The sequence below is a fragment of the Sporosarcina sp. 179-K 3D1 HS genome, assembly GCF_047228905.1.
In the GTDB taxonomy this organism is placed as follows: domain Bacteria; phylum Bacillota; class Bacilli; order Bacillales_A; family Planococcaceae; genus Sporosarcina.
Map to the genome: position 1 here is coordinate 339,491 of NZ_JBFEGI010000002.1, position 25,262 is coordinate 364,752.

The 25,262-nt window shown below is 45.3% G+C and carries 23 protein-coding genes; 17 read left to right on the forward strand and 6 right to left on the reverse strand.

Annotated elements, in window-relative coordinates; all coding sequences use genetic code 11:
• Positions 1 to 219: 219 nt before the first annotated feature.
• Entirely contained in the window at positions 220 to 1,047 is an 828-nt protein-coding gene (locus AB1K83_RS04360) for a Ku protein (protein WP_413057084.1), read from the reverse strand.
• Between the two features lie 103 nt (positions 1,048 to 1,150).
• Here AB1K83_RS04360 and AB1K83_RS04365 point away from each other — a divergent pair, with 103 nt between their 5' ends.
• On the forward strand, positions 1,151 to 2,992 hold the full coding sequence (locus tag AB1K83_RS04365; protein WP_413056928.1) for a DNA ligase D: 1,842 nt from the start codon (positions 1,151 to 1,153) through the stop codon (positions 2,990 to 2,992).
• 29 nt (positions 2,993 to 3,021) lie between these two features.
• Positions 3,022 to 3,450 (forward strand): hypothetical protein, encoded by a 429-nt coding sequence (locus AB1K83_RS04370; protein ID WP_413056929.1) that lies wholly within the window; start codon positions 3,022 to 3,024, stop codon positions 3,448 to 3,450.
• 111 nt (positions 3,451 to 3,561) lie between these two features.
• Here AB1K83_RS04370 and rpsD read toward each other — a convergent pair whose 3' ends face one another.
• Positions 3,562 to 4,164 carry a 30S ribosomal protein S4 gene (rpsD, locus tag AB1K83_RS04375; RefSeq protein WP_413056930.1) on the reverse strand — a complete coding sequence of 201 codons (603 nt, stop codon included), beginning with the start codon at positions 4,162 to 4,164 and terminating at the stop codon, positions 3,562 to 3,564.
• Between the two features lie 424 nt (positions 4,165 to 4,588).
• Between rpsD and AB1K83_RS04380 the strand changes: the two genes are divergently transcribed.
• Both AB1K83_RS04380 and megL read left to right on the forward strand, forming a co-directional pair.
• A complete protein-coding gene (locus tag AB1K83_RS04380; RefSeq protein ID WP_413056931.1) occupies positions 4,589 to 6,457 on the forward strand; it encodes a sensor domain-containing diguanylate cyclase in 1,869 nt (622 codons plus the stop codon).
• 91 nt (positions 6,458 to 6,548) lie between these two features.
• Positions 6,549 to 7,745, forward strand: coding sequence for a methionine gamma-lyase (megL, locus tag AB1K83_RS04385; protein WP_413056932.1), 1,197 nt, complete (start codon positions 6,549 to 6,551; stop codon positions 7,743 to 7,745).
• 66 nt (positions 7,746 to 7,811) lie between these two features.
• Here the strand turns inward: megL and AB1K83_RS04390 are convergent, their stop codons facing one another.
• Complete coding sequence (locus AB1K83_RS04390; protein ID WP_413056933.1) at positions 7,812 to 8,297, reverse strand: GAF domain-containing protein; 486 nt, start codon at positions 8,295 to 8,297, stop codon at positions 7,812 to 7,814.
• Positions 8,298 to 8,474: 177 nt separating this feature from the next.
• Here AB1K83_RS04390 and ezrA point away from each other — a divergent pair, with 177 nt between their 5' ends.
• From ezrA to rarD, 6 genes are all read left to right on the forward strand, one after another.
• Positions 8,475 to 10,166, forward strand: a complete 1,692-nt coding sequence (ezrA, locus tag AB1K83_RS04395; protein ID WP_413056934.1) for a septation ring formation regulator EzrA — start codon at positions 8,475 to 8,477, stop codon at positions 10,164 to 10,166.
• 119 nt (positions 10,167 to 10,285) lie between these two features.
• The gene (locus AB1K83_RS04400; RefSeq protein ID WP_413056935.1) at positions 10,286 to 11,419 is read left to right on the forward strand and encodes a cysteine desulfurase family protein; all 1,134 of its coding nucleotides are present in this window, start codon (positions 10,286 to 10,288) and stop codon (positions 11,417 to 11,419) included.
• Complete coding sequence (gene thiI, locus AB1K83_RS04405) at positions 11,419 to 12,621, forward strand: tRNA uracil 4-sulfurtransferase ThiI (protein WP_413056936.1); 1,203 nt, start codon at positions 11,419 to 11,421, stop codon at positions 12,619 to 12,621. The genes AB1K83_RS04400 and thiI overlap by 1 nt, the downstream gene beginning before the upstream one ends.
• Before the next feature lie 93 nt (positions 12,622 to 12,714).
• Entirely contained in the window at positions 12,715 to 12,924 is a 210-nt protein-coding gene (locus AB1K83_RS04410) for a small, acid-soluble spore protein, alpha/beta type (protein ID WP_413056937.1), read from the forward strand.
• A gap of 170 nt (positions 12,925 to 13,094) precedes the next feature.
• Entirely contained in the window at positions 13,095 to 14,666 is a 1,572-nt protein-coding gene (gene mbcS / locus AB1K83_RS04415; protein ID WP_413056938.1) for an acyl-CoA synthetase MbcS, read from the forward strand.
• A gap of 144 nt (positions 14,667 to 14,810) precedes the next feature.
• Positions 14,811 to 15,719, forward strand: a complete 909-nt coding sequence (gene rarD / locus AB1K83_RS04420) for an EamA family transporter RarD (protein WP_413056939.1) — start codon at positions 14,811 to 14,813, stop codon at positions 15,717 to 15,719.
• Between the two features lie 19 nt (positions 15,720 to 15,738).
• On the opposite strand, the gene AB1K83_RS04425 is transcribed toward rarD, so the two are convergent.
• Positions 15,739 to 16,542 (reverse strand): NAD kinase, encoded by an 804-nt coding sequence (locus AB1K83_RS04425; protein WP_413056940.1) that lies wholly within the window; start codon positions 16,540 to 16,542, stop codon positions 15,739 to 15,741.
• Positions 16,543 to 16,648: 106 nt separating this feature from the next.
• On the opposite strand from AB1K83_RS04425, the gene sppA reads away from it, so the two are divergent.
• The 5 genes from sppA (at position 16,649) to AB1K83_RS04450 (ending at position 21,124) form a co-directional block, all read left to right on the forward strand.
• Complete coding sequence (gene sppA, locus AB1K83_RS04430; protein ID WP_413056941.1) at positions 16,649 to 17,659, forward strand: signal peptide peptidase SppA; 1,011 nt, start codon at positions 16,649 to 16,651, stop codon at positions 17,657 to 17,659.
• A 14-nt stretch (positions 17,660 to 17,673) separates the two neighbouring features.
• Positions 17,674 to 18,228 (forward strand): RDD family protein, encoded by a 555-nt coding sequence (locus tag AB1K83_RS04435; RefSeq protein WP_413056942.1) that lies wholly within the window; start codon positions 17,674 to 17,676, stop codon positions 18,226 to 18,228.
• Between the two features lie 178 nt (positions 18,229 to 18,406).
• Positions 18,407 to 18,913 carry a thiol peroxidase gene (tpx, locus tag AB1K83_RS04440; RefSeq protein WP_413056943.1) on the forward strand — a complete coding sequence of 169 codons (507 nt, stop codon included), beginning with the start codon at positions 18,407 to 18,409 and terminating at the stop codon, positions 18,911 to 18,913.
• 56 nt (positions 18,914 to 18,969) lie between these two features.
• The gene (locus AB1K83_RS04445; RefSeq protein ID WP_413056944.1) at positions 18,970 to 19,884 is read left to right on the forward strand and encodes a class I SAM-dependent methyltransferase; all 915 of its coding nucleotides are present in this window, start codon (positions 18,970 to 18,972) and stop codon (positions 19,882 to 19,884) included.
• A gap of 49 nt (positions 19,885 to 19,933) precedes the next feature.
• Complete coding sequence (locus AB1K83_RS04450; protein ID WP_413056945.1) at positions 19,934 to 21,124, forward strand: acetate kinase; 1,191 nt, start codon at positions 19,934 to 19,936, stop codon at positions 21,122 to 21,124.
• A gap of 49 nt (positions 21,125 to 21,173) precedes the next feature.
• Here AB1K83_RS04450 and AB1K83_RS04455 read toward each other — a convergent pair whose 3' ends face one another.
• A complete protein-coding gene (locus AB1K83_RS04455; protein WP_413056946.1) occupies positions 21,174 to 21,620 on the reverse strand; it encodes a universal stress protein in 447 nt (148 codons plus the stop codon).
• Between the two features lie 546 nt (positions 21,621 to 22,166).
• On the opposite strand from AB1K83_RS04455, the gene ald reads away from it, so the two are divergent.
• Complete coding sequence (ald, locus tag AB1K83_RS04460; protein WP_413056947.1) at positions 22,167 to 23,285, forward strand: alanine dehydrogenase; 1,119 nt, start codon at positions 22,167 to 22,169, stop codon at positions 23,283 to 23,285.
• A 52-nt stretch (positions 23,286 to 23,337) separates the two neighbouring features.
• Here ald and AB1K83_RS04465 read toward each other — a convergent pair whose 3' ends face one another.
• On the reverse strand, positions 23,338 to 24,432 hold the full coding sequence (locus tag AB1K83_RS04465) for a M24 family metallopeptidase (protein ID WP_413056948.1): 1,095 nt from the start codon (positions 24,430 to 24,432) through the stop codon (positions 23,338 to 23,340).
• Between the two features lie 104 nt (positions 24,433 to 24,536).
• On the opposite strand from AB1K83_RS04465, the gene AB1K83_RS04470 reads away from it, so the two are divergent.
• Complete coding sequence (locus tag AB1K83_RS04470) at positions 24,537 to 25,217, forward strand: metal-dependent hydrolase (protein WP_413056949.1); 681 nt, start codon at positions 24,537 to 24,539, stop codon at positions 25,215 to 25,217.
• Positions 25,218 to 25,262: the final 45 nt, after the last annotated feature.

The following is a 25,262-nucleotide window of genomic DNA, read 5'->3' on the forward strand; positions in this document are numbered from 1 at the left end:
TTCGGGAGCAAGCAAAACCAGCGTGAGTGCAATCATATCGCAGTGGACTGCAAGCAAGTTGGGTTAAAGTGCAAGCAAATCTGTATGTGCAAGTAAAACATTCCAGCTTGCAATCAAACCGGACACGGGTGCAATCAAATTGCGCTAAACTGTAAGCAAACGACACTTGAGTGCAAGCAAAACATTCAAGCAGCAAAATAGGGCCCCAAGCCGGGACCCTTATGCCTTCTTCTTCGCAGCTGCCCGTTTGCGCGGAGCAGGTTTTTTCATTTTTGTTTTATCAAGTGACGCTTGGAGCGCTGCCATCAAATCGGTGACGTTGGAAGGGGCGGCAGGCTGTTTCTCAGTTGCTGAGACAGTGGCGTTGCCGGATTTCTTTTCCTCAATCAATTCCATGAGCGCGGTACGGTAATCGTCGGTATATTTGGTAGGCTCGAAAGCGGTCGTCAGTTGATCGACCAATAGAAGAGCCGTGTCCAATTCTTTTTGGACAATGGTGTCGCCGCCCGGAAGATTCGGTACATCCTGTACATCTCGGACTTCATCAGGAAAGTGGATCGTTTCCATTAATAACGCATTTTTATATACTCGGACAACGGCCAGTTGCTCCTTGGAGCGAATGATAATTTTGGCAACTCCGATTTTTCCTGAATCCTCCAACGTCTTTCGCAGGAGAGAGTACGCTTTTCCTCCTCCGCTATCGGGAGCCATGAAGTAACTCCGCTCAAAATAAATTGGATCGATTTCCTCCAGCTTAACGAAATCGATTATTTCTACGGCTTTATCTTCATTTTCCTTCTTCAATTTCTCCAAGTCCTCATCATCCAAGACAACAAATTTGTTTTTTGTGTATTCGTACGCTTTCACGATTTCTTCATTATTGATTTCTTTGTCACAAACAGGGCAGACTTTTTGATAATTGATGGGAGAATGGCATTCCTTATGCAGTTGTCGCAATTTGATGTCATTATTTTCGGTCGCTGCATGGAGTTTAATCGGGATATTGACTAATCCGAAACTGATGCTTCCTTTCCAAACCGTATGCAAATCCTTCACCCGCTTTCCTTTTTTATAGTATGGAAGTTCTGTTCATTCCTATGTATAAGAGGGACAGACGATCAAAAACTAATTATAAACAGGGGGCGAAAAAATGAAACCGATGCTACTGACGACGTCTGAAACAATTCCGGTCGGAAAAGGTTGGACGTATGAAGCCAAATATGACGGATTTCGCTGCATCCTTATTTGGGAAACAAACGGCGTTACGCTACTTAGCAGAAACGGCAATGTGTTAAATAAAATTTTTCCGGAACTGGTGGACTTCTGCAAGGAAAATCACGACCGGTTGGCTCTTCATCTTCCTTTGACGTTGGACGGTGAACTCGTTCATTTGGTCAACTCTTTCAAAAGCGACTTTTCCATTGTGCAGACAAGAGGGCGAATGCGAAACGAGCAGGTCATTAATAAGCATATGAAAGATTTCCCTTGCCATTATATTGTGTTCGATCTTTTGAAATATAAAGGGATAGAGCAAACGAATTTTTCTTTGCAGAAACGGCGAACCATAATGAAGAAGCTGTTTGCAAATGCTGGGGTGTTGGACGCGGTTCAACCGGACACAGGCAACCTGATTCAACTCATTGAATCATTTGAAGATCCGCATCCATTATGGGAAAAGATCACCGAGAACCAAGGGGAAGGGATTGTTGCCAAAAAGAGTTCGAGCGTTTGGAACGGCGGATCGCGATCTCCTCATTGGATAAAAGTGAAAAACTGGAGACTTGTCAACGTCATCGTCACCCAATATGATAAAATGAACGGCTATTTTACAGGGGCTGTTTACAAAAACGGGGAGCTCGTAGAAGTGGTCAACTTTCTCCATGGACTTTCGGAAGAAGAGGCGAAGACGTTACGGGTACTGTTTCAGACTAAAGGAGTGCAAATATCCGAAACGAGCTGGAAGTTGGTTCCATCTATTTGTGTGAAAATAGCTTGTATCGATTTTGACGGGAAGCACTTGCGGGAACCGAGGTTCCACAGCTTTGATTTCGAAATTGAGCCGGAAGCAATACAATGGCTGCTTATGTCACGCCAATTATTCCCGTTACCTCCAAACATTCAAGTGACCCATCCCGATAAACCGGTTTGGCCCCGGCTTGACGTGGAAAAGGACGACTATTTGTTGTATTTGCAACAAGCAGCTCCATTCATGCTTCCATTTCTAACAAATCGTTTGTTGACGGTCATCCGTTATCCTCATGGCGTGCCGGGGGAACGCTTTTACCAAAAAAACACGCCCGATTATACGCCAGACTTCATTCAAACCGAATTGGATGAGGATATCCGATATATCGTTTGCAATGATGTGAAATCGCTGCTTTGGCTTGGCAATCAACTCGCGCTTGAATTCCATGTCCCGTTCCAGACAATCGATACGAAGTTTCCTACTGAAATCGTCTTTGATTTGGACCCTCCTTCCGTAGAGGAATTTGGATTGGCAATCGAGGCGGCATTGAGGATGAAAGCGATCTTTGATCAGTTTCAGCTCGATTCATTCATCAAAACATCCGGCGGCAAAGGATTGCAAGTCTATATCCCGATACCGCATAATCGGTTTTCTTATGATGAAACAAGGGTGTTCACCAAATTCGTCTGTGACTTTCTATGTGAGCAAGAGCCCGGATGGTTTACGACGGAGAGATTAAAAAAGAAACGTGGTAATAAATTATATCTGGACTATGTACAGCACCATGAAGGAAAGACAATCGTTGCGCCGTACTCACCGAGAGGGAATGACCTGGGCCTGGTGGCGACACCGCTCCGGTGGGAAGAAGTGACGTCCTCTTTAAAGCCTGCATTCTTCCCCATTCCCGCTGTTTTGGAGCGAATGAAAAAAGGCGGCAATCCGTTTCGCGACTTCCGATTGAAGGGGGAAGAGCAACCATTTGATGCTGTGCTGACTGAACTTACATCATTGATCCGACGTCCTTAGATATAGGAGATCAGAAAGAGGGGATCCAATTGAAAAAATTAATGAAGATACTCATCGTGTTTGTCATCATGGTCATAGCGATCGGCTCAGGGGTCTACTATTTCGGAACGAAACTCATCGCTGACCAAGTGATGGACCAAGTGGCGGTCGAACTCCAAAATAGCGGGCAGCTGGAAGCGATTAAGCAAGAGGTCCATAATGATCCGCAGCTGAAAGCATTTTTGGATGAGGGTAAAAATGCCCAGAACGCCAATTTACCATTTCATACAAAAGAGGAAGCTGTGCGGGTTCTATTGAAGAAATTCGATATGACAGAGATTCAGGAATTGCAGTCAAAAGCGGCAACAGGTCTGTCTGTGGAGGACAAACAGGAACTCTTGAACAAGATGGAAAGTCGGCTGACAGAGGAAGAGATGCTGGCTCTTAAAGTATTAGCATACAAAGAGCTGGCGCAATAACGAAGAGGAAGGCGTGGAATCTGCCATTCAGTGGGGGAGCGCTGACCGGAAAATAATTCACAAAAAACCCCGGAAACGAAAAGTTTCTGGGGTTTATCATGCAGCTTACAATTAACGTGAGTAGAACTCAACGATCAATGCTTCGTTGATTTCGGAAGGAAGTTCGCTGCGCTCTGGAAGACGAACGAATTGACCGACTTTTGTATCTTTGTTGAATGTTACATAGTCAGGTACATAGTTGTTCACTTCAATTGCTTCATTGATGACATCAAGGTTTTGAGATTTCTCACGAAGAGAGATTTCTTGACCTGGTTTTACGCTGAATGATGGGATGTCCACGCGTTTTCCATCAACTAGGATGTGGCCGTGGTTAACGAGTTGGCGAGCCGCACGGCGTGTGCGTGCAAGACCCAAGCGATATACAACGTTGTCAAGGCGAGTTTCAAGAAGGATCATGAAGTTCTCACCGTGTTTACCAGGCATTTTACCTGCTTTGTTGAAAAGCGTACGGAATTGGCGTTCATTTACGCCGAACATGAAGCGTAGTTTTTGTTTCTCTTGTAATTGCAATCCGTATTCGGAAAGTTTTTTACGTTGGTTAGGACCGTGTTGTCCTGGTGCGTAAGGACGTTTTTCAATTTCTTTACCTGTGCCGCTTAGTGAAATACCAAGACGACGGGACAGTTTCCAAGATGGACCTGTATAACGAGCCATGAATGACTCCTCCTCTGTTTTTGGTTTTATTTTGTAAAATAAGAACCAGATATGTTCATTCCGAATGCCATTCTATCATCTTGCATCTTCGCCTTTGCAGCCAAAAGGTTACGCGATGCACCTTCAATAAGGAATAGACTGGTCTACCCGGAGCACATAACTGCTGCAACTATTTTACACAAAGAACATCATAACAATATTGTAGGAAAGAGTCAAGCTATATATCGGATCACCGAAACAGGCATTAACAACTAGTTTTCCCGCTCGCTAATATGGTTCAAATGTATTATAATATTTCTAATACAGACTTACTAATTTGAGAGTTCGTTTATCTTTATTCATCGGAATACAGCTGAGTAAAGATAAAGCCTCCGGCGGAGACGCAAACAATCCGAGGCGTAATTGATTGGGTAGGGGTGAATAAATGCGTATGAACCATCAATTGACTATGCTAACCATTAAAAGTGAATTATTCGATTTGTGGACAGAAGAAGCGGAAGCGCACTCTAATGGAAAATGGTTTGAGTCGCTGAGAAATATCCTAGACCGGCACTTTCGCATCCGGGCTTCGCAATTCTTCATTTATTATAATGAAAGCCTCATCCCGCTTAATGGAAACGACTCGAACACTAACATTACCTTGTCCATTCCTATGGAGACAAAACGGGAATACGGGAGCGAGTCCGATGAAGAGATATTGGCGGATCTGCGGGGAAAAGGATATCCCTTCGCCGATGATTATATTTTGTTTAGAAATACGGAAGGTGAGCCTATTGGCCTACTCTTGCTCAAGTCGACCAATCGCCTTCGCGCTTTTGCTGCCTCACCTTATTGGGGGGAATTACAGAATTCGATCCGTCAACTCGTTCAAAATGTGAGAAAGACTTATTTGCTTGAAAAGAAAGAAGAAAGTTACCGCCAATTATTCAATGTCACCGAAATATTCAATGCGACGATGGAAAGCCGGGTGATCCTGGATGCGATTGTTCAGACGGTATCCGAATCATTTCCGGAATTCCAGGTGGATTTGTTGCTCTCCCATGAGAGGCAAGAGCTGAGCCGGGCCTATCAATTATTCGACCATACGAATGAACGCCCTTCTGCTTTGGATGCGTTTTTATCAGGTGAGCTGACCGTGGAGCGTGCACAGGATCTCGCTAAGACATTGGTCAATGCCCCTATAAAGGGGAGGCAGGGTATTTACGGCGTTCTGCAGTTGCAGGCACCGATCGAATTCGACTTCAATAGTATGCAGAAAGATTTTATTCGCGTAGTGGCAAATACGGCTGGCAACGCATTGGAAAATGCTAGTCTATACGATCAGTCGCATCGACTCATTGCCGATCTACAGCTTGTCAATGAAACATCCAGGAAATTGAACGAAAATTTGAATTTCGATGAAATGGTCCTTTTTTTGAAAGGGCAATTGATCCGTGCATTCAAGCCGAGTGAACTTGCGTTTGTTTTCAAGGAGGAAGGGGAACGGTTTTCTACTTCGGATATGAGCACTTCTTTTTTTCAGGAAAGTAGATGCCGGCCGTATCTTAAATATGCGCTATGCCAATTTGACAGCGGAAAAAGGGAAGTGTTTGACGCTAATTTCGAAGTGGCGGTGGGAGAAGAGGCTCCTTACAAATCATTTATCGCCATTCCTATCATGAACCAGGAGGAAATGATAGGCTTTGTCATCCTCGTTCACAAAGAGAGATATTACTTCCCCTTTGACAGTTTCAAATTGATGCGCTCCTTGATCGGTCATTCATCACTCGCTTTTTCCAACTCAATGCTGCGCGATCAATTGCAAGAACTAGTCGATAAAGATAATCTGACGAAGCTCTATACCCGCAGTTATTTGGATAAAGTCATAGAACGCTCAATGGCGCATGACAAAAAAGGCGTCTTCCTAATGATTGACGTCGATAACTTCAAAAAGGTCAATGATACGTACGGTCATGCAATCGGAGACAAGGTGTTGCGGAACATTTCCCGGACAGTCCTTACGGAAGTCGGTGAAAATGGGTTTGCCGCGAGATGGGGTGGAGAAGAGATGGCCATTTACTTTCCTTCCGAAGATGCTGCCGGTGGACAAGCCCTCGCCGACCAACTTCTCCGACTCATTCCAAACTCGACTGAACCGAGCGTAACTGTCTCGATTGGCATGCGGGACTGGTCTCGTGACAATAAGCCGTCTTTTCAACAGCTTTTTCAAGAAGCGGACGAAGCACTCTATGAAGCTAAGCACAATGGGAAAAATCAAGTCGTCATATATAAGGCGGTTTCCACGAATTCTTAAAGTGGAAGCCGCCTCTTTTCCTTTCATGCATAAAATAGAGTAGACTGAATGTAAGCGCATTCAACTCAGGAAATAGAAAGGATGGATTGAAATGAAAGGTCAACCACTTCACAAAGATACAGTTGTCATCCATGAAGGGTATCAGGATCAAGAGCATTTCGGCAGTCTTGCCGTTCCTCTCTATCAAACTTCGACCTATTCTTTTGAAAATGCGGCGCAAGGCGGCAACCGCTTCGCCGGCGGGGAGGATGGGTACATCTATTCCCGATTGGGGAATCCGACCGTCCGTGTATTGGAAGAACGGATAGCGGCGATCGAAAATGGTGCTGCTGCCTTGGCTTTTGGTTCGGGGATGGCTGCCGTGAGCGCCATTCTAACTCATATCACCCAATCGGGCGATCACATCTTATGTTCCCGTGGGATTTACGGTTGTACGTTCGGCTTGTTGAAAATCATGGAGAAAAAATACAATATAAAACATGATTTAATTCGGATGGATAATGAAGAGGAAATTGAGAAATTCATCCGTCCCGAAACCGTATGCATCTATTTGGAGACTCCAATCAACCCGACAATGGAATTGGTCAATTTGGAAGCGGTCGTCAATGTGGGCAAAAGACACGGCTTGCAGGTCATTGTCGACAATACATTCTCCTCTCCTTATTTGCAAAATCCGCTATCGTTAGGCGGTGATTTCGTCGTCCACAGTGCGACGAAATATATAAACGGCCATGGCGATGTCGTTGGTGGACTGCTCATTGGAAAAGAAAAAGAGGAAATCGCAAAAATTCGCAGCACGATTCAAAAAGATTATGGCGGCATCATGTCACCGTTTGATGCCTGGTTGTTGATCCGAGGGCTGAAGACATTGCCGATCCGGATGGAGCGCCACTCGGAAAATGCGGAGAAACTGATTGCGTACTTGAAGACAAAAAAATATGTCGAAGAAATTTATTATCCATTCGACAAAGATAATCCGCAATTCGATATCGCCAAACGACAAATGCGTGCTGGCGGCGGTTTGATTTCATTTACAGTGAAAGGTGGAAGGAAAGAAGCCCAGCGCTTTATGGATCACTTGAAACTTATCAAGATTGCGGTTAGCCTAGGGGATGCCGAAACGTTGATCCAGCATCCGGCTACGATGACTCATTCGGGAGTGCCTGAAGAGGGCCGACTTGAAATGGGAATTACAGACTCACTATTACGCCTTTCCGTAGGGCTGGAGCATCCTGATGACCTTATTCATGATTTGGAAGCAGCATTTGCCGCTTTGAAAAATGCCTGAAGCAAACTGCCTTGGCAAGCCGAATATCGGTCGCCAAGGCAGTTTCCTACTAGAAAAGGATGTAGATTAATTGTCTAAATGAGCAACTAGAGTATGGACGACATGTTCCAATCCCTCTTGATCGACGGCTGAAAAACGATCAAGCTCTGGACTATCAATATCCAGCACCCCGAGTAGTTTCCCATTTTTCAATATAGGAACGACAATTTCGGACCGGGAAGCTGCATCGCAGGCGATATGGCCAGGGAACGCATGGACGTCTGGCACGAGGATCGTTTCTTTCTGAGCGGCTGCTGTTCCACAAACTCCTTTCCCGAGCGGAATACGGACACAGGCAGGGAGTCCTTGAAAGGGACCCAACACCAGTTCATCGCCGTCCCGTAAATAGAAACCGACCCAGTTGATACGCTCTAAAAACTGATTGAGCAAAGCGGCTGCGTTGCTTAAATTGGCATATGTATTGCTTTCGCCTGACAATAGAGCATCCAATTGTTCGGCGAGTTGCTCATAAGCGACTTTCTGATCTGTGGAATAGGGAAAAGAAACAAACATGAAAAATGACCTCCTACGTCATGAAATGCTGTAAATCGATTATACTTGTAATACGAAGAAATGACGAAAAAAAAGATTTTTCGCTACAAAACATTCATTTTCGCAACCAAAAGTCTTTAAACATGATACGATATAGGATAATATCATGGTACAGTGACACGGGATAGGGGGACCACGATGAGATACATCATCATTCCAATTATAGCTATCATTATTTTGACAGTCATCGCCTTTCTCTTTAGGCGTAAACATATATCAGAAATCGAAAAACTGGAAAACGAAAAATTACAAATCCAACATAAACCGATACTTGAAGAAATGACTAAAGTGAAGCAGTTAAATATGACTGGTGAGACCGAAGAGAAATTCGAGCGTTGGCGAAATGAATGGACAGAAGTGATGGACGTCCACATGCCAAAAATCGACTCTTTATTATTTGATGTAGAGGACATGGTCGATCGGTTCCGTTTCCGAAAAGCGACGGAGACAGAAAAGCAAATCCAGGATAAAATCCGTTATTGCGATAAAAAGATGAGTGAGATCTTACAAGAGCTAAACGAATTAGTCGGCAGCGAGGAGAAAAACCGCATAGAAATGGAGTTGTTGAAAGAACAACACCGAGCGGCCCGAAAAACGGTCTTGGCCCATCAGCACTCGTTCGGCATGACCGCGAATCCGTTGGAGCAAGAATTGGAATCCTTTCACCCGAAATTCGTGGAGTATGACGAATTGACGGCAAACGGCAATTATTTGCAAGCAAGGGAAATCGTTATTTCATTGACAGAGAAGGGGAATCGTTTATTTACTCTGATTCATGACATTCCTTCTTTGTTGACTGATTTACAAAACAAAATCCCTTCAGCGATCCGTGAACTGCGAAACGGTTCGAGGGAAATGGAAGAGCAAGGTTACTATTTGCAACATCTTGAACTGAATAAACAGCTGGATCAGATCGAACAGGAAATCGAAGAATTGTTAAAGAAAATGGCAGACCTTGAAATCGAGTCAGTCCAAGAGCAGGCCAACGACATGAACGACCGCATCGAATCCTTTTATGATGCCCTCGAGAACGAGGTCAATGCCAAGCGTTACGTCGATGTGAATTACGAAGATCTGGCTGAATTGCTTGGCAGTGTCATCCTATTGACAAGGGAAACTTCGGATGAAGCGGCTTTTGTCCAACAAAGTTATCGCTTGGATGAAAAAGAAGCCCATATTCCGCAAGCTAGCCTTAAAAAGCTTGACCAGCTCGAAAAGCGATTCGAACTTCTTTCCGGCAGAATTGAAGGCAGAGGCTCTGCTTTTTCAAGCTTGCAAGAGGAAATGCAGGATATTATGAGAGAGCTGGACCAAATCTCTGAGGAGCAGGAAGTTTTTGCGAACCGCATGAAAAATCTCCGTATCGATGAAATTAATGTGCGGACGCAACTGGATGAGTTGACGCGCAAGTTGCAAAACACGGAAAGAAACCTGCACAAGGGAAACATTCCGGGAATTCCGGATGAAATGGAAGCCAGGCTGGAGGAGACGGACGAACAGCTTTATATCGTTGCGCAAAGCTTGCAAGAAGTCCCCCTCAATATGAATTTGGTGCATACATATTTGGAGGATGCCGAAAAGGCGGTCGTTGATGTTACCGAGCGGGTTGATGAGTTGCTGGAAAATGTCATGCTGATTGAATGGATCATCCAATACGGCAACCGATACCGGGCTACTCATCCCGAAACTCATGCGCGTCTTCTGGATGCAGAAGAATCCTTCAGGCAATTCCGTTACAGTAAAGCTTTGGAGGAAGCTGCCACGGCTGTGGAAGACGTTGAGCCGGGTGCGATGAAGAAGGTTGAGGAACTTGTCAAAGAGCATGCGTAAGAAAATTGTTTCACAAAAAGAAACCGATGAAAAAAAGGATTTAATAATGAATTGAGCTCATACAGCCACCGGTGCACTTGTGCCGGTGGCTGTATCACGCGTAGTAAAGGAAGATCTGAATGATTTACTTCGATAATAGCGCTACAACACAACCAGATGATCAAATACTCGAATCGTTTGTTGAGGCGAACCGGCGTTTCTTTGCCAATCCCGCCTCTCTCCATAAAGCGGGTAAGGACGCCGAAAAACTGCTTGAACTTTCCCGTCAGCAGATTTTATCCATCCTGGGAGCGCCTGATGGGGAGCTAATCTTCACGTCAGGCGGGACAGAGGCGAACAATCTGGCGGTCATCGGCTTCGCGAACGCTTTTCGCCATAGGGGAAAGCATTTGATCACCACTGAGATTGAACATCCATCAATCATGAATGCTTTTACTTATTTGGAACAGCAAGGTTTCGAGGTGGATTATGTACCGGTCGATCAGCAAGGTGTCATCTGCATAAACACGTTGGAATCGAAACTCCGGAAAGACACCATACTCGTCAGTGTCATGCACGTCAACAATGAAATTGGATCCGTTCAGCCAATCGAGGAATGCGCCCGCATCATCCACTCCCGATCACGTGCGGTCTTCCATTCGGATACTGTCCAAAGCTTTGGGAAGATTCCCGTTTTACTACGAGGAGCAAGTCCAGATATTATTACAATTTCCGGGCATAAAATTCATGGCTTGAAAGGGACAGGCTTGCTTGCTATGAAAAAGGGGCTAAGGCCACAACCGATCTTACACGGTGGAGGTCAAGAAAGTGGGCTTCGCAGTGGTACGGTCTCAGTGCCGAACGCGGTTGCGCTGGCAAAAGCGATCCGGTTAGCCAATTCGGCGAATGGACATAACAAATTCGAAGAATGGAGAAACCGGCTCGTCGATTTTTGTGGCCAATTTGAAGAAGTGAAGGTGCTCGCTCCTGAACAAGGCGCCCCTCATATTTTATCCATTGCATTTTCATCCATCAAAGGGGAAGTGGCGGTGAATTTCTTTCAGGAGCATGATATCATCGTCTCTACATCCAGTGCATGTTCATCCAAAAGCAACAAGGCAAGTCATGTCATCGAAGCAATTCGTCTGCCGGATAATTTAAAGTACGGTGTAATCCGAATCAGTTTCGGGAAAAATAATAAAGAAGAAGAAATCACTCAATTGGAGCGTACACTTGTCCGCTTCATCGAGCTGTTAAAAAGGGGACAAGAGTAATGCATTGGACCGAAATATTAATCCGTTATGGAGAAATCTCATTAAAAGGACGTAATCGGAAAAAGTTTGTTGATCGTTTACGCAAAAATATGAAACAGGCTTTTAGAGACCTGGCCACCGTCAAGATTAAAGCGGAACGGGATCGGATGTTTCTAACTTCAGATAGCGAAGAGGAATTACAACAGGCGATGGAAAAGCTGCCATCAATATTCGGCATCCACTCCTTCAGTCCGATTGCGAAATGCGAGGCGGATTTAGAAGCGATAAAAGAAATGGCGGTTCAAATTATCGGTGATGATGAAACTGCAGGTAAAACATTTAAAGTGGAAATTAAACGAACCGATAAAAGCTTCCCGCTTGTAACCGGAGAACTGCAGCAAGCGATTGGGGCGCATGTCTTGAGACAATTCCCAGAGCTCAGCGTCCAGATGAAAAAGCCCGATATATTGCTGCATGTGGAGATTCGGGAAGAGGGCGCGTTTTTAACATCCAAAGTGTTTAAAGGTGCCGGTGGAATGCCAGTTGGATCAAATGGCCATTCTGTTCTTATGCTATCTGGTGGAATTGATAGCCCGGTTGCTGGATATCTGATGATGAAACGGGGAGTTTCCCTTGATGCCATTCATTTTGCCAGTCCTCCCTTCACAAGCGATCAAGCGAAAGAGAAGGTGTTGGACTTGGCGGAGCGTCTCAGCTCATTTGGCGCCCCCGTCCGGGTACATGTCATTCCATTTACCGATATCCAACAAACGATCGGCACGCAAGTCCCGAACAATGTGTCCATGACGACGACCCGTCGGATCATGCTACGTATTGCCGATATGGTTCGGGCAGAAGAAAATGCGTTGGCAATCGTGACTGGAGAAAGCCTTGGACAAGTGGCTAGCCAGACATTGGAGAGCTTAACCGCCATTAATGAAGTCACGGCAACTCCGATTTTACGACCCTTAATATCTACAGACAAGTTGGATATAATTAAGATGGCAGAAGAAATTGGGACCTATGAAATCTCCATCAGGCCTTATGAAGATTGTTGCACCATTTTTTCACCATCTAATCCAAAAACGAAACCAAAGCTGGAAAAAGTCATTTATTATGAAGGATTCACCGATTTTGAACCGATGATTCAGGAAGCTGTCCGCAATCGGGTCACTTATGAAATGCCACGAGCGACCAATGACGAATTTCATGAACTATTGTAATAGATATTTGTAATGAAAGCATAAATTACCATCACACCTCCTGCATGATTTTTTGGTAGCGGTCCATTCTATAGTCACAAGGAGGTGACAAAGATGCCAAACAACAACAGCGGAAACTCAAACCAACTTCTTGTACCTGGTGTACAGCAAGCGCTTGACCAAATGAAGAACGAAATCGCAGCAGAATTCGGAGTAAATCTTGGTCCTGATTCAACATCGCGTGCCAACGGATCCGTAGGCGGAGAAATCACAAAGCGATTAGTTCGACAGGCTCAACAGCAAATGAGCGGTTTTCAACAATAATAAGGAAAAAAGCCGTCCCGAAATTTTTCGGGGCGGTTTTTTCACATATTCAACTCAGTTTACCCAAATATATCAAAGAAAATACATAATTCTTGTTTAAATTCAAAATTATTTTGAATTGTATCATGAATCTTTGTATAATTAGATTGATATGAAAAGGGGGAGTTTTGATGAAACGGGAAGAATTGGTAGCACCAGAGCAATACAACTTGGTAAGCGAGTTCGAAAAATATGCAACTGGGGAAGGAAAAAAGGCGCTTATCTATGTTGATGCACAAGGGGAAGAGAAAGAAGTTACATATGACGAGTTGGTGGCTTTGGCAAACAAGGCTGCAAACGTTTTCAGTTCAAATGGACTAAGCAAAGGGGATGTCGTCCTTGTCATGGTGCCTCGTGTCATCGAGGCATATATCACGTATATCGGTGCATTAAAAGCAGGTCTTGTTGTTATTCCGAGCTCCGAAATGCTTCGTGCATCGGATATCGAATACCGGCTTGCCCACAGCGGTGCAAAGGCTATCGTGGCATTCGACGCGTTCTCGGATCAGTTCAAAGACGTTCAGAATATGGAAAACGTGAAATTATTTTTGATCGGCAGCGCCGGAGAAGGTCAAATTTCATTGACAGAGCAGATGGCAGCGGCGTCTGGTAATTTTGATGCGCCACAGATGAATAGTTCCGATATGGCCTTCTTATCTTACACATCAGGAACGACTGGCAAGCCGAAAGGGGTTGTCCATACGCATGGCTGGGGGTATGCGCATTTGAAGACAGCTGCACCAAACTGGCTAGGCATCCAGGAAGGGGACGTTGTCTGGGCCACTGCAGCACCAGGTTGGCAAAAGTGGATCTGGTCACCATTCTTATCGGTTCTTGGAAGCGGAGCGACGGGCCTCGTTTATAACGGCAAATTTGACGCCATCAAATACTTGGAATTGATTGACCAATATGAAGTGAATGTTATTTGTTGTACGCCGACAGAATACCGTTTTATCGTCAAGGAAGAAAGTTTGGTTAATTTTAAGCTATCATCACTTCGTAGTGCGGTTTCTGCGGGAGAGCCATTGAATCGTGAAGTGATTGATACATTCAATAAACTTTTCTCCCTGCAAGTACGGGATGGTTATGGTCAAACAGAGAACACCTTACTTGTTGGCACAATGATTGGCATGGAAGCCCGTCCTGGTTCCATGGGGAAACCGACACCAGGTAACCGCGTGGAAATCATTAATGAAGAGGGAGAGCCGGCAGCAGTAGGAGAAGTGGGAGACATTGCAGTCCATATCTCGACTCCCGCGTTATTCAAAGAGTACTTAAATGACCCGGAACGAACAAAAATGCAGTTCCGCGGTGAATATTATGTAACTGGGGATCAGGCAAAAATGGACGAGGATGGGTATTTCTGGTTTGAAGGCCGTGGCGATGACATCATCATCAGCTCAGGCTATACAATCGGGCCATTCGAAGTAGAGGACGCTCTAACGAAGCATCCGGCTGTTCGTGAATGTGCCGTAATCGGAAGCCCTGATGAAGTTCGGGGAAGCATCGTAAAAGCGTTCGTTGTCCTTCGTGATCCGAAACAGGCAGATGCAGAAGGAATCGTGGAAGAACTTCAGGAACATGTGAAACAATTGACAGCACCATATAAATATCCACGGAAAATCGAGTTTGTGTCAGAATTGCCAAAAACGACTTCCGGTAAAATCATGCGTGTGGAATTACGGAAAAGAGAACAACAATAATAAGAGCGAACCGCCTTTCAGAATTTGATTCTGGAAGGCGGTTTTTGATGCAACCTACTATTGCAGATGCAAGTTCTTTACGCTTTGGAACGATGGGTATATACTTTATTGCAAGATTCAAAATAAATAGGAAGGGGCGTCGTCATGCAGAGAGAGAGAAATGGTGCCCTATGGGGAATCGGCGCTTATGTCATATGGGGAGTCATGCCCATATATTGGAAAGTGCTAGGGCATGTCGGCAGCTTTGAAATTCTGGTTAGCCGGATCATTTGGGCATCCGTCCTAACGACTCTGCTTGTCGTCTTCATGAGGAACGGAAGGAATTTGATTAGCGATTTCAGAACACTTTGGCAATCCAAGAGACAATTTTGGTCCTTGTTTTTTGCTTCAACCCTCATGTCGGGGAACTGGTTCCTATATATATGGGCGGTGAATCATGGGCATATCATCCAAACTAGCTTGGGATATTATATTAACCCGCTTGTCTCTGTCTTACTCGGAATCTTCTTCTTGAAAGAGAGACTTTCCTATTCCCAACAAGTCGCGTTTTTATTGGCAACTGTCGGGGTGGTCATTTTGACTTTTTCTTACGGTCACGTTCCATGGTTATCTTTGGCGCTGGCCATTTCGTTTGCTGTCTATGGCCTCGTGAAAAAGCAGATTCAGTTGGATGCAATACGAGGACTGGCAATCGAGACACTGTTCATCCTACCATTTGCCATGGTAGCCTACGGTTGGTTGTTCTTCCATAGTCCGACGGCATTTCTTCAGGTCGATGTAAAAACGGACATTCTGTTAGTTCTAACTGGTGTTGCTACAGGACTGCCGCTTATTTTATTTGTCAAAGGGGCTCAGACGATGCCGCTTTATATGGTTGGCTTTTTGCAATATATCGCACCTACCCTGATGTTGATTATCGGAGTTAGTATTTATGGAGAGAAATTTGAGTCGATCGATTTGCTGTCATTTTCATTTATCTGGGCAGCATTGATTTTATTTGCAGTGTCCAAGATTGCAGAAGTCATCCAACAGAAAAAAGCGGCCACCCATTAGGCCGCTTTTTTAAGTACATTTATAAATAAATCCGTGCTACTTTCTCCCAGAAGGAATTGTCTTTCAGCTTGACCGTTTTGATCTTTTTACTGCTCAGTTGGATTTCTACGTTTTCTACTCTACGAATCCCCAAAGCTTCATTATCCGCCGCCATGGAGGGAAAATCATTTCCGTCTTGGTGGACCCGCAGCTTCAATTTCCGGGTGCCACTCATAATGAATGGAGATCCGAGCGTTCGGAAAGTGTTCGTATTGACTGAAGCAAGTTCAGTTACTTGGAAACAAGGCAACATCGGGTCGACCACGGCTCCGCCAACCGATTTATTATACGCGGTGCTTCCTGTCGGAGTGGATACAATGACCCCATCCCCGAGGAAGGTCTCAAAGAGCGTATCGTCAATAAGGATATCCAAGGTGAACATTCGAATGATATTGGACCGGATACTGAATTCATTCAGACAATAAAATGGTTGGTGCTCATCAATCTTTACTTCAATGAGCGGATATTGTCTCACTTTCAATTCCGCATGGCGGATCAAGTGTAACATTTTCGAAACATTGTTATAATCGAAATCACAATAAAAGCCCGGCTTATTATTCAATGTGATGCCGGCGTATAGGCAATCTTGTCGGAAACCTGTTTTCCGAACCGCTTGCAAGAAAGACCCATCGTTCCCGAGACTAATGATGATGTTGGCATCTTCATGTGACTCGGTCATCGAAAATCCTTCTTGATGGAGTACTTCTTCTACTTTGGATTTCTTATCCAACGACTCCTTGTCATGTTTGCAATAAATGTATATTATGTTCTTTCGTTCTGCCATTTCTTTAGTCTCCTTCAGAATATGATACATCCTATCTTAACATGATGTGAAACATTTTGGGGTTGGAGAACGTATAGGATACAGTATAGGAAAAGGAGGAGTTTCCATGTCAATCAAACGATGGATTGCAATCGTCATTGCGGCGGCTCTGGTCTTCGTATCGATCGGAGTTACATCGCTATCTTTTTTATTCACAAGAGATTTGGATGGATTTGTCGAGAAGATGATGGCAAGCACAACGGAATATGGGGAAACAGTTATCGAAACGGGAATAGGAAATGAGAAAATTGCGGTCATGACAGTTGATGGAGTGATTCAAGACCTAGGGGATGCGTCATCCATCTTCCTGCCGTCTGGCTATAATCACGGCTTATTCCTGAAGCAAATGAACAACATTTTGGAAGATGATTCGATAAAAGGGCTCATTTTGAAAGTCAATTCACCTGGCGGGGGTGTCATCGAATCCGCCGACATTTATGACTCGATCCGCTTGATTCAGGAAGAGCGGAACATACCAGTTTATGTGTCCATGGGCGGAATGGCGGCATCCGGCGGTTATTACATATCAGCATCTGCAGATAAGATTTTTGTCAACCGGGAAACGATTACGGGATCCATCGGTGTCATTATGGAGAGCCTGAATTATTCCAAGTTGGCGGAGAAATATGGAATTGGATTTAATACAATCAAAACGGGGCCTTACAAGGACATCATGAGTGGTGCAAGAGAAATGACAGAGGAAGAACGTGCCATGCTCCAGGACATGATTAATGATTCGTACGAACGCTTTGTCGATATAATTGAGGAAGGTCGGGGCATGTCCGAGGCGGATGTAAAGAAGGTAGCGGACGGCCGGATCATGAATGGTCGCCAGGCGATTGAGGCGGGATTGGCTGATGACTTTGGCAAAACGGGCGATGTGATTTCGGCAATGAAAGAAGATCATGATTTGCAGGATGCTACCGTCTTTGAGTACACGACCAAGGACAGTTGGCTATCGCTCTATGGCGTGAAGGCCCGTAATCTTTTCGGCGGCAATGTGGAATCCGAACTGATCGGTAAAATATTGTCCGACTATAATTCACCGCGAATGATGTATCTGTATGGAGAAAGATAAAGGAGGGGTGGACCATGTCTGAGTATATTGAACAACGGCCGTTTGAATCGGAGGAGGGACAGTTGCCGGATGAGCCGGACAAGACAATGGAGACTGGCCGATTCCACTTGAAGTATGCGGGCTTTTGGACGAGATTTTGGGCATATATCATCGATCTGGTCGTCGTTTCCGCAATTAGCGGAATCCTTCTCAAGCCCATCTTTCATATGGTGGACGGAGAAATTTCAAATCCGCCTTTCCTCATCTTCAGCCCATATAAAATTGCGGTTTTAGCCCTATTCCTTATTTACTTTGCCTGTATGACGAAGTACTTCAGGCAGACAATCGGAAAAATGGTCTTAGGCATACGTGTTGAAACGAAAGATGGGCATCCTCTTGATTGGGGAACGGTTTTCTTCCGTGAGGTGATTGGAAGGTTCATTTCCAAAATGATTTGGATCCCTTATCTCCTTGTTGTTTTGACACCGAAAAAAGAGGCGTTGCATGACTTATTCGCGGATACGGTTGTCGTCCATGAGGACTCCTATGAAAAGGTGGAAGAAATACCGGTTCCAGCGGGTAGTCAATAGTTGCAAGAGGTGTCGCATTTTGAGTATGATAGAGTCTAACTTATATCAGCACATGTGCTGATATAAGTATGCCTCCGGCGGATGTCACGGATTTTGAGGGGAGTTAATTGCGCAAGCGCAATTCAAAATCCGGACGCAATTACGCCGAGGCGTAATTGATAAGGGAGGCGTTTTTACAATGGCAAATGTTACATTTAAGAACAATCCTGTTACACTGCTCGGAGAAGAAGTGAAGGTCGGGGATACGGCACCTGATTTCACTGTACTTGAACCTGATTTAAGTCCGGTCACTCTCGCCGACACAAACGGAAAAATCCGTTTGATCAGTGTCATCCCTTCGATCGACACAGGGGTCTGCTCGACACAGACACGGAAGTTTAACGAAGAAGCTACCTCGCTCGGAGATGACGTCCATGTGCTGACGATTTCAGTCGACTTGCCCTTTGCCCAAGCCAGATGGTGTGCGGCGGAAGGAATTGAAAACGTCCAGACGCTGTCCGACCACCGTGATCTATCATTCGGGCAAGCCTATGGCGTTGTCATGGAAGAACTGCGTTTACTAGCGCGTTCCGTCTTCGTCATTGACAAGGACAATAAGGTGACGTATGTGGAATATGTCAGCGAGGGGACAGACCACCCGGATTATGAAAAAGCGGTGGAAGCGGTCAGACAACTAACAAAATAACAATACGTAAAACCCACTCGGAGACGGGTGGGTTTTATTTGATAGAGGGATTAATAATGACGACAAATACAGAAAAAATCTTCGCGTATCTCGACGCTTACGCGGACGCAAGTGAAGAAGTCTATCTGGAAGCGATCATTCAAGCTTGCGAAGACTGGCTATCGGGCGTCGCGAATCCGGTTTCAGCTGCCCCGATCACCAAAGAGGAAATTAGGCGCGGTATCCAATTGGCCATTTTGAAAGGCATGAAACAGAGCGTCCAACCGCATCACCAAATGACTCCCGATTCACTCGGGATGCTGATCGGGCATATGGCCAGCAAGTTGGTGAAAGAGGAGAGAACCGTAGCCCTATTGGATCCGGCCGCCGGCACAGGAAACCTGCTGTATACTGTCATGAATGCAATCGGTACGGGTGTGGTCGCGACTGCAATCGAAATTGATGACCTGTTGGTCCGATTGGCCGCGGTGACAGCGGAACTGCTGGAGCACCCTGTTACTTTCTATGTCCAAGATGCACTGCGTCCTTTGCTTGTCGACCCGGTCGACATGGTAGTAAGCGATTTGCCAGTCGGCTATTATCCGGATGATGACAATGCGCTCAATTTTGAATTAATGCCGTCGGAAGGCCATGCGTTCGCACATCATCTTTTTATTGAACAGTCCATGAATTATTTGCGGCCAGGAGGCTATGCTTTATTTATCATACCAGCAAGCTTGTTTGAAACAGCACAAGCATCGGAACTGCATCCGTACTTGAAACAGAAAACCGTGATTAAAGCGGTTATTCAATTGCCCAGTTCCTTGTTTCAACATACGGTACATGAGAAGAGTATTCTTATTCTGCAAAAACCGGATCCGGAACAACGACAGACTCCTGATGTGCTGTTGGCCAAAGTTCCAAACATGACGGATGCGAAAGCGATGTCCTTATTTCTACAAAAAATCGATAGCTGGGCCGAAGAAGAATAAGATGTAATGAAAGCAATTGGACCATGCTGACAAGGGGAGACAGACATATATGCGTATCATTTTAGCGGTAAATGCGGGGAGTTCGTCCTTGAAGTTTCAATTACTTCAAATGCCTGAGGAAAAAGTGGTGGCAATTGGAAGTATGGAAAGGATCGGATTGTCCGATGGGATTTTCCATATGGAAACGGACAGAGGAGAGTCAGAGAAGGTGCTGGATATCCCCGATCACCAAAAGGCCGTTTCCTTATTGTTGGAAACGCTCATTGAGGATGGGATTGTCTCATCTTATGACGAAATTGACGGGGTCGGACACCGTGTCGTTCACGGGGGAGAGATTTTTAATGATTCTGTTTTGATTACCGACGAAGTCATTAAAACGTTAAATGAGCTATCCAATTTGGCCCCACTTCATAATCCAGCCAATATTGTCGGGATCTCGGAATTTAAAAAAGCGTTGCCTAATGTTCCCGCAGTCGCTGTATTCGATACCGCGTTTCATCAAACGATGCCGGAAAGCTCTTTTCTCTATCCGTTGCCTTATGAGTATTATGAGAAATACGGCATACGGAAATACGGCTTCCATGGGACGAGCCATAAATATGTGACGGAGCGGGCTGCGGAATTGCTGAATCGGCCGCTTCAAGACACTCGCCTCATTTCCTGTCATCTTGGGAATGGAGCCAGTATTGCGGCAGTGGCCGGGGGCAGATCATTGGATACGTCGATGGGCTTCACGCCATTGGCAGGGGTAACGATGGGGACACGTTCCGGAAACATTGACCCTGCACTCATTCCATATATTATGGAGCAAACTGGAAAGTCTGCCGAAGAAGTGATCGATGTATTAAATAAGGAATCCGGCATGTTGGCGGTGTCCGGTTTTTCTAGCGATTTACGAGATATTGAGATCGAAGCGACGAAGGGCAATGAGCGCGCCCAACTTGCACTGGATCTTTTTGCGGATCGAATACATAAATATATTGGATCTTACGCAGCCAGGATGGGAGGCGTGGATGCCATCATTTTCACGGCGGGCATTGGTGAGAATAGCACAGTCATTCGCCACAAAGTGATGCAAGGTCTTGAGTTCATGGGGGTGTATTTCGACCCGGACTTGAACAATATCAGAGGGCGGGAAGGTTATATTAGTTTTCCTTATTCCCCGGTAAAAGTTCTTGTCATCCCGACCAATGAAGAAGTGATGATCGCCCGGGATACGGTTCGTGTCGCAGGGCTCTAATAAAGAAAAGAGGCCGTCTTCCCTATGTAGTGGGCAGACGGCTTTTTTCTTATTCTTCCGGTGTGCGGATGACTAGGACATCACATTTTGCAGAACGGACAATATTCTCTGAAACACTGCCGATCAGGAAGCGCTCGACTTTGTTGAGTCCGGTCGCTCCACAAATGATCAAGTCGGCTTTCACCTTAGTGGACAGGTCGCGAGAAATCATTGTTTTCGGTGAGCCGTACTCGACAGTCGTATTGACATTCTTAATGCCGGCTTTTTCCGCTTCTGCTTTATATTCTGCCAGTAATTCTTCCGCAAATTTTTGCGCTCTTTCCGCAATGGAACGATCATAGGCTTCGACAGCAGCATAGGACCGTGTATCGATGATATTAACAAGATTCAACGTAGCTTCGTTTCGGTCTGCGATAGCCACCGCTTTTTTGAAAGCCCATTCTGATTCCTTTGAACCGTCCACTGCTACGATAATTTGTTTGTATACCAGTGTCATGTTTACCACTCCATCCTTTTTAATTAAATTCCTACTTCTCTAACTTAATTTCGATAGAAACGGACGAAATCCTTTTTTAAAAAGAAAAATAATGAAGTATTTTGTTAAAATTTAACGAAATTGTCACAACGCTTTTATCTTAAATTTTCGATACTACATGAAAAGACAAGTTTTTATTAAATTAAAGCAATGATATTGAAAATCTGATAAAATGAAAATACAGGGACCCGATTCGGAATTTTAACTTGATTCAGCAGAAGTCCCTTCTTCCATAAGTGGTGGGATGAATGCAGAGAGCTATTCAAATCAGAGGGAGTCTAAACTCCCGCTGATTCAAGTTAAGCCTCCGGCGGATGTCACGGATTTTGAGGGGAGTTAATTGCGCGACGTCTCTTAAAGTGCCTTAATTTCTGCAAAGAACGCAGAAACACGGCAAATCGAACCCTTCGCTGTTCGATTCGCAATTCAAAATCCGGACGCAATTACGCCGAGGCGTAATTGATCGGACCACCATATAGAATAAACCTAATTTTAGGAGGAGTAACAATGCTTATTGGAGTTCCCAGAGAGATTAAAAACAACGAAAACCGTGTTGCAATGACACCTGCAGGAGTTTTCAACTTGAAATCAGCGGGTCATGAAGTAATTATCGAAACAGGTGCGGGCCTCGGCTCAAGCTTTGCTGATGAGGAATATGCGGAAGCAGGTGCAAAAATTGTCGCAACTGCGGCGGAAGCATGGGATGTGGATATGGTGATGAAGGTGAAAGAACCCCTTCCGTCTGAGTATGGATACTTCCGCGAAGGATTGATCCTTTTCACCTACCTTCATTTAGCTCCTGAATTGGAATTGACCAAAGTTCTCCTCGAGAAAAAAGTTGTCGGTATCGCGTACGAAACGGTACAGCTTCCGAATAACTCCCTTCCACTTCTTGCACCGATGAGTGAAGTGGCTGGACGGATGGCCATCCAAATCGGCGCACAATATTTAGAAAAGACAAAAGGTGGAAAAGGTATCCTCATTTCCGGTGTACCGGGGGTAGCCCGTGGAAAAGTGACCATTATTGGGGGTGGCCAAGCAGGGACCAATGCTGCACGTCTCGCAGTCGGCATGGGAGCTCAAGTGACAGTGCTAGACCTTTCCGTGGAACGTCTACGTCAACTGGATGAAATTTTCGGTAATGAAATTCAAACACTTGCCTCCAATCCATTTAATATTGCCAACGCGGTGAAGGATGCGGATATTGTCATCGGCGCGGTGTTGATACCAGGCGCGAAAGCACCTAAACTAGTCACGGAAGAAATGGTGAAAGATATGAAGCCGGGTTCAGTCCTAGTGGATATAGCTATTGACCAGGGTGGTATTTTTGAGACGTCCGACCGGATTACGACACATGACGATCCGATTTATGTAAAGCATGATGTCGTTCATTACGCTGTAACGAACATGCCAGGAGCAGTTCCACAGACATCAACCGTTGCGTTGACGAATGTTACAGTTCCTTATGCTCTACAAATCGCAAATAAAGGATTCAGACAAGCTTGTCTCGATAATATCCCGCTTCAAAAAGGGGTTAATACACTAGATGGATATGTAACATACAAAGCGGTAGCCGATGCACAAGGCCTTGAATATGTGCCAGCTGAGACCTTGTTGAGAGGATAAGAGAAAAGAGAAAAGAGAAAAGAGCAACCACACGCGGGTTGCTCTTTTTGCATTATTTGAGGATTACCAACTCTTTTGTAAAGGTAGTGAGGACTTCCACCCCATCGGCAGTTACGGCGACATCATCCTCAATCCGGACACCCGCCAGGTCGGGTATATAGATGCCTGGTTCGATGGTAAACACCATCCCTTCCTTCAATACAAGGTTGTTCGTGTCTGTGATGGAAGGGAACTCGTGTACGGAGATGCCAAGGCCATGTCCGATGCGATGGGTGAAATAATCACCATAGCCAACGTCCCGGATGATTTTCCGAGCCGTTTGGTCGACCTTCATCGCCTTTATGCCTGGTCGGACGATTTCGACCGCCGCCTGCTGTGCTTCCTGCACAGTCTCATAGATTCGACGCATTTCCTCGGTCGGCTCACCGAAAGCGACGGTCCGAGTAATATCGGAACAATAGCCATTGAAGACGACGCCGAGGTCGAAGAGAATGAAATCCCCTTTCCGTATTTTGCGATTGCCGGGTTTTCCATGGGGCGATGCCGTCTTGGGACCGGAGAGGACCATTGTCTCGAAAGCCATTTTTTCGGCCCCTCTTTTCATCATCTCGTATTCTATAGTCATCAGGATTTCCAACTCTGTTTTACCTTCTGTAATCTCCTCACAGCCAATTTGAATCGCCAAGTCGGCAAGCTCCGCAGCTTTTCTCATGTTGGACAACTCTTCCTCGCTTTTGATGACCCTCATTTCGTTCAGTTGATCATCCATTCGTGTGAATGTCGTATTCTTGAACAGCTCTCTCATCCGCTCGAAACGTTCTACGGTTAAGTGCGATTTTTCAACTGCCATTGAGGTCGGAATGACTCCTTGTTTTCGAATTGCATCCTTGAGGACGGACCAAGCATCCTCCGTATCCGAATAGCCGACAATTTCAAATGGCCAACCGGTGGTGCTTGCATCGTTCATCTCCATTCTAGGGCAGATGAGGAACGGATCACCTTCCTTTAAAGCGATTATGCCAAGGAGCCTTTCATGAGGCTCGCTGCGAAAACCCGATAGGTAAAAGATGTTATCGGGTGTTGTGATAAACGCCGCCTCCACGTGTTGGTCCTTTAAATAGTTACGCAATTTTTCCACTTGTTTCACCAGCAATCTCCTCCATTCGATATCCTCATCATAACAAAAAAGAGGATTTTCACGATAATGAACGAAGTAAGTTACTGAAGACAAAAAGTTGGAGGGATAGACGAATGCAGATTTCATACCATGGCCATTCGATTGTTAAAATTGTGACGGGGGGAAAGACGATCTTAATCGATCCTTTCATCAACGGAAATAAATTGACCGATCTGAAGGCCGAGGAGGAAAAGCCGGACGTCATCCTGCTTACGCATGGACACAATGATCACGTAGGCGATACGGTAGCCATCGCAAAAGCATGTGATGCACTTGTCGTAGCGCCTAATGAGCTGGCAAATTACTTGGCGTTGGATGGCGTGAAAACGCATGGCATGAACATCGGCGGTTCTTGGGAATTTGATTTTGGAACTGTGAAATTTACGAAAGCGTTCCACAGTTCCTCGTACACGACCGAAAATAATGAATTTATCTATACGGGCATGCCGGCCGGGATCCTATTTACGGCGGAAGGAAAGACAATTTACCATGCGGGGGACACTTCGCTATTCGGCGATATGGAACTGATCGGGAAACGGCATCCGATCGATGTCGCATTTTTACCAATAGGCGATAATTTTACAATGGGGCCGGAAGATGCGGCGTATGCTGTCGAATTGCTACAACCAAAGCTTGCTGTACCAATCCATTTCAATACGTTCCCGCCGATCGAGCAGGATCCGGAGGATTTTAAGAAATTGGTAACGGAGAACGAAGTGAAAATTATGGCAGTCGGTGACGTTATCGAACTGTAAGCGATTCGGTCCGGACAACCGGTAAGGAGGTCTGGACCGGATTTT

What these genes read in the sequence shown, in the direction of transcription:
- ald (WP_413056947.1), top strand. Translation starts at nt 22,167, where the DNA reads ATGCTTATTGGAGTTCCCAGAGAGATTAAAAACAACGAAAACCGTGTT.
- AB1K83_RS04445 (WP_413056944.1), top strand. Translation starts at nt 18,970, where the DNA reads ATGACGACAAATACAGAAAAAATCTTCGCGTATCTCGACGCTTACGCG.
- AB1K83_RS04435 (WP_413056942.1), top strand. Translation starts at nt 17,674, where the DNA reads ATGTCTGAGTATATTGAACAACGGCCGTTTGAATCGGAGGAGGGACAG.
- rpsD (WP_413056930.1), bottom strand. Translation starts at nt 4,164, where the DNA reads ATGGCTCGTTATACAGGTCCATCTTGGAAACTGTCCCGTCGTCTTGGT.
- AB1K83_RS04390 (WP_413056933.1), bottom strand. Translation starts at nt 8,297, where the DNA reads ATGTTTGTTTCTTTTCCCTATTCCACAGATCAGAAAGTCGCTTATGAG.
- AB1K83_RS04410 (WP_413056937.1), top strand. Translation starts at nt 12,715, where the DNA reads ATGCCAAACAACAACAGCGGAAACTCAAACCAACTTCTTGTACCTGGT.
- tpx (WP_413056943.1), top strand. Translation starts at nt 18,407, where the DNA reads ATGGCAAATGTTACATTTAAGAACAATCCTGTTACACTGCTCGGAGAA.
- AB1K83_RS04400 (WP_413056935.1), top strand. Translation starts at nt 10,286, where the DNA reads ATGATTTACTTCGATAATAGCGCTACAACACAACCAGATGATCAAATA.
- AB1K83_RS04380 (WP_413056931.1), top strand. Translation starts at nt 4,589, where the DNA reads ATGCGTATGAACCATCAATTGACTATGCTAACCATTAAAAGTGAATTA.
- ezrA (WP_413056934.1), top strand. Translation starts at nt 8,475, where the DNA reads ATGAGATACATCATCATTCCAATTATAGCTATCATTATTTTGACAGTC.
- AB1K83_RS04425 (WP_413056940.1), bottom strand. Translation starts at nt 16,542, where the DNA reads ATGGCAGAACGAAAGAACATAATATACATTTATTGCAAACATGACAAG.
- AB1K83_RS04470 (WP_413056949.1), top strand. Translation starts at nt 24,537, where the DNA reads ATGCAGATTTCATACCATGGCCATTCGATTGTTAAAATTGTGACGGGG.
- rarD (WP_413056939.1), top strand. Translation starts at nt 14,811, where the DNA reads ATGCAGAGAGAGAGAAATGGTGCCCTATGGGGAATCGGCGCTTATGTC.
- thiI (WP_413056936.1), top strand. Translation starts at nt 11,419, where the DNA reads ATGCATTGGACCGAAATATTAATCCGTTATGGAGAAATCTCATTAAAA.
- mbcS (WP_413056938.1), top strand. Translation starts at nt 13,095, where the DNA reads ATGAAACGGGAAGAATTGGTAGCACCAGAGCAATACAACTTGGTAAGC.
- AB1K83_RS04365 (WP_413056928.1), top strand. Translation starts at nt 1,151, where the DNA reads ATGAAACCGATGCTACTGACGACGTCTGAAACAATTCCGGTCGGAAAA.
- AB1K83_RS04450 (WP_413056945.1), top strand. Translation starts at nt 19,934, where the DNA reads ATGCGTATCATTTTAGCGGTAAATGCGGGGAGTTCGTCCTTGAAGTTT.
- AB1K83_RS04455 (WP_413056946.1), bottom strand. Translation starts at nt 21,620, where the DNA reads ATGACACTGGTATACAAACAAATTATCGTAGCAGTGGACGGTTCAAAG.
- megL (WP_413056932.1), top strand. Translation starts at nt 6,549, where the DNA reads ATGAAAGGTCAACCACTTCACAAAGATACAGTTGTCATCCATGAAGGG.
- sppA (WP_413056941.1), top strand. Translation starts at nt 16,649, where the DNA reads ATGTCAATCAAACGATGGATTGCAATCGTCATTGCGGCGGCTCTGGTC.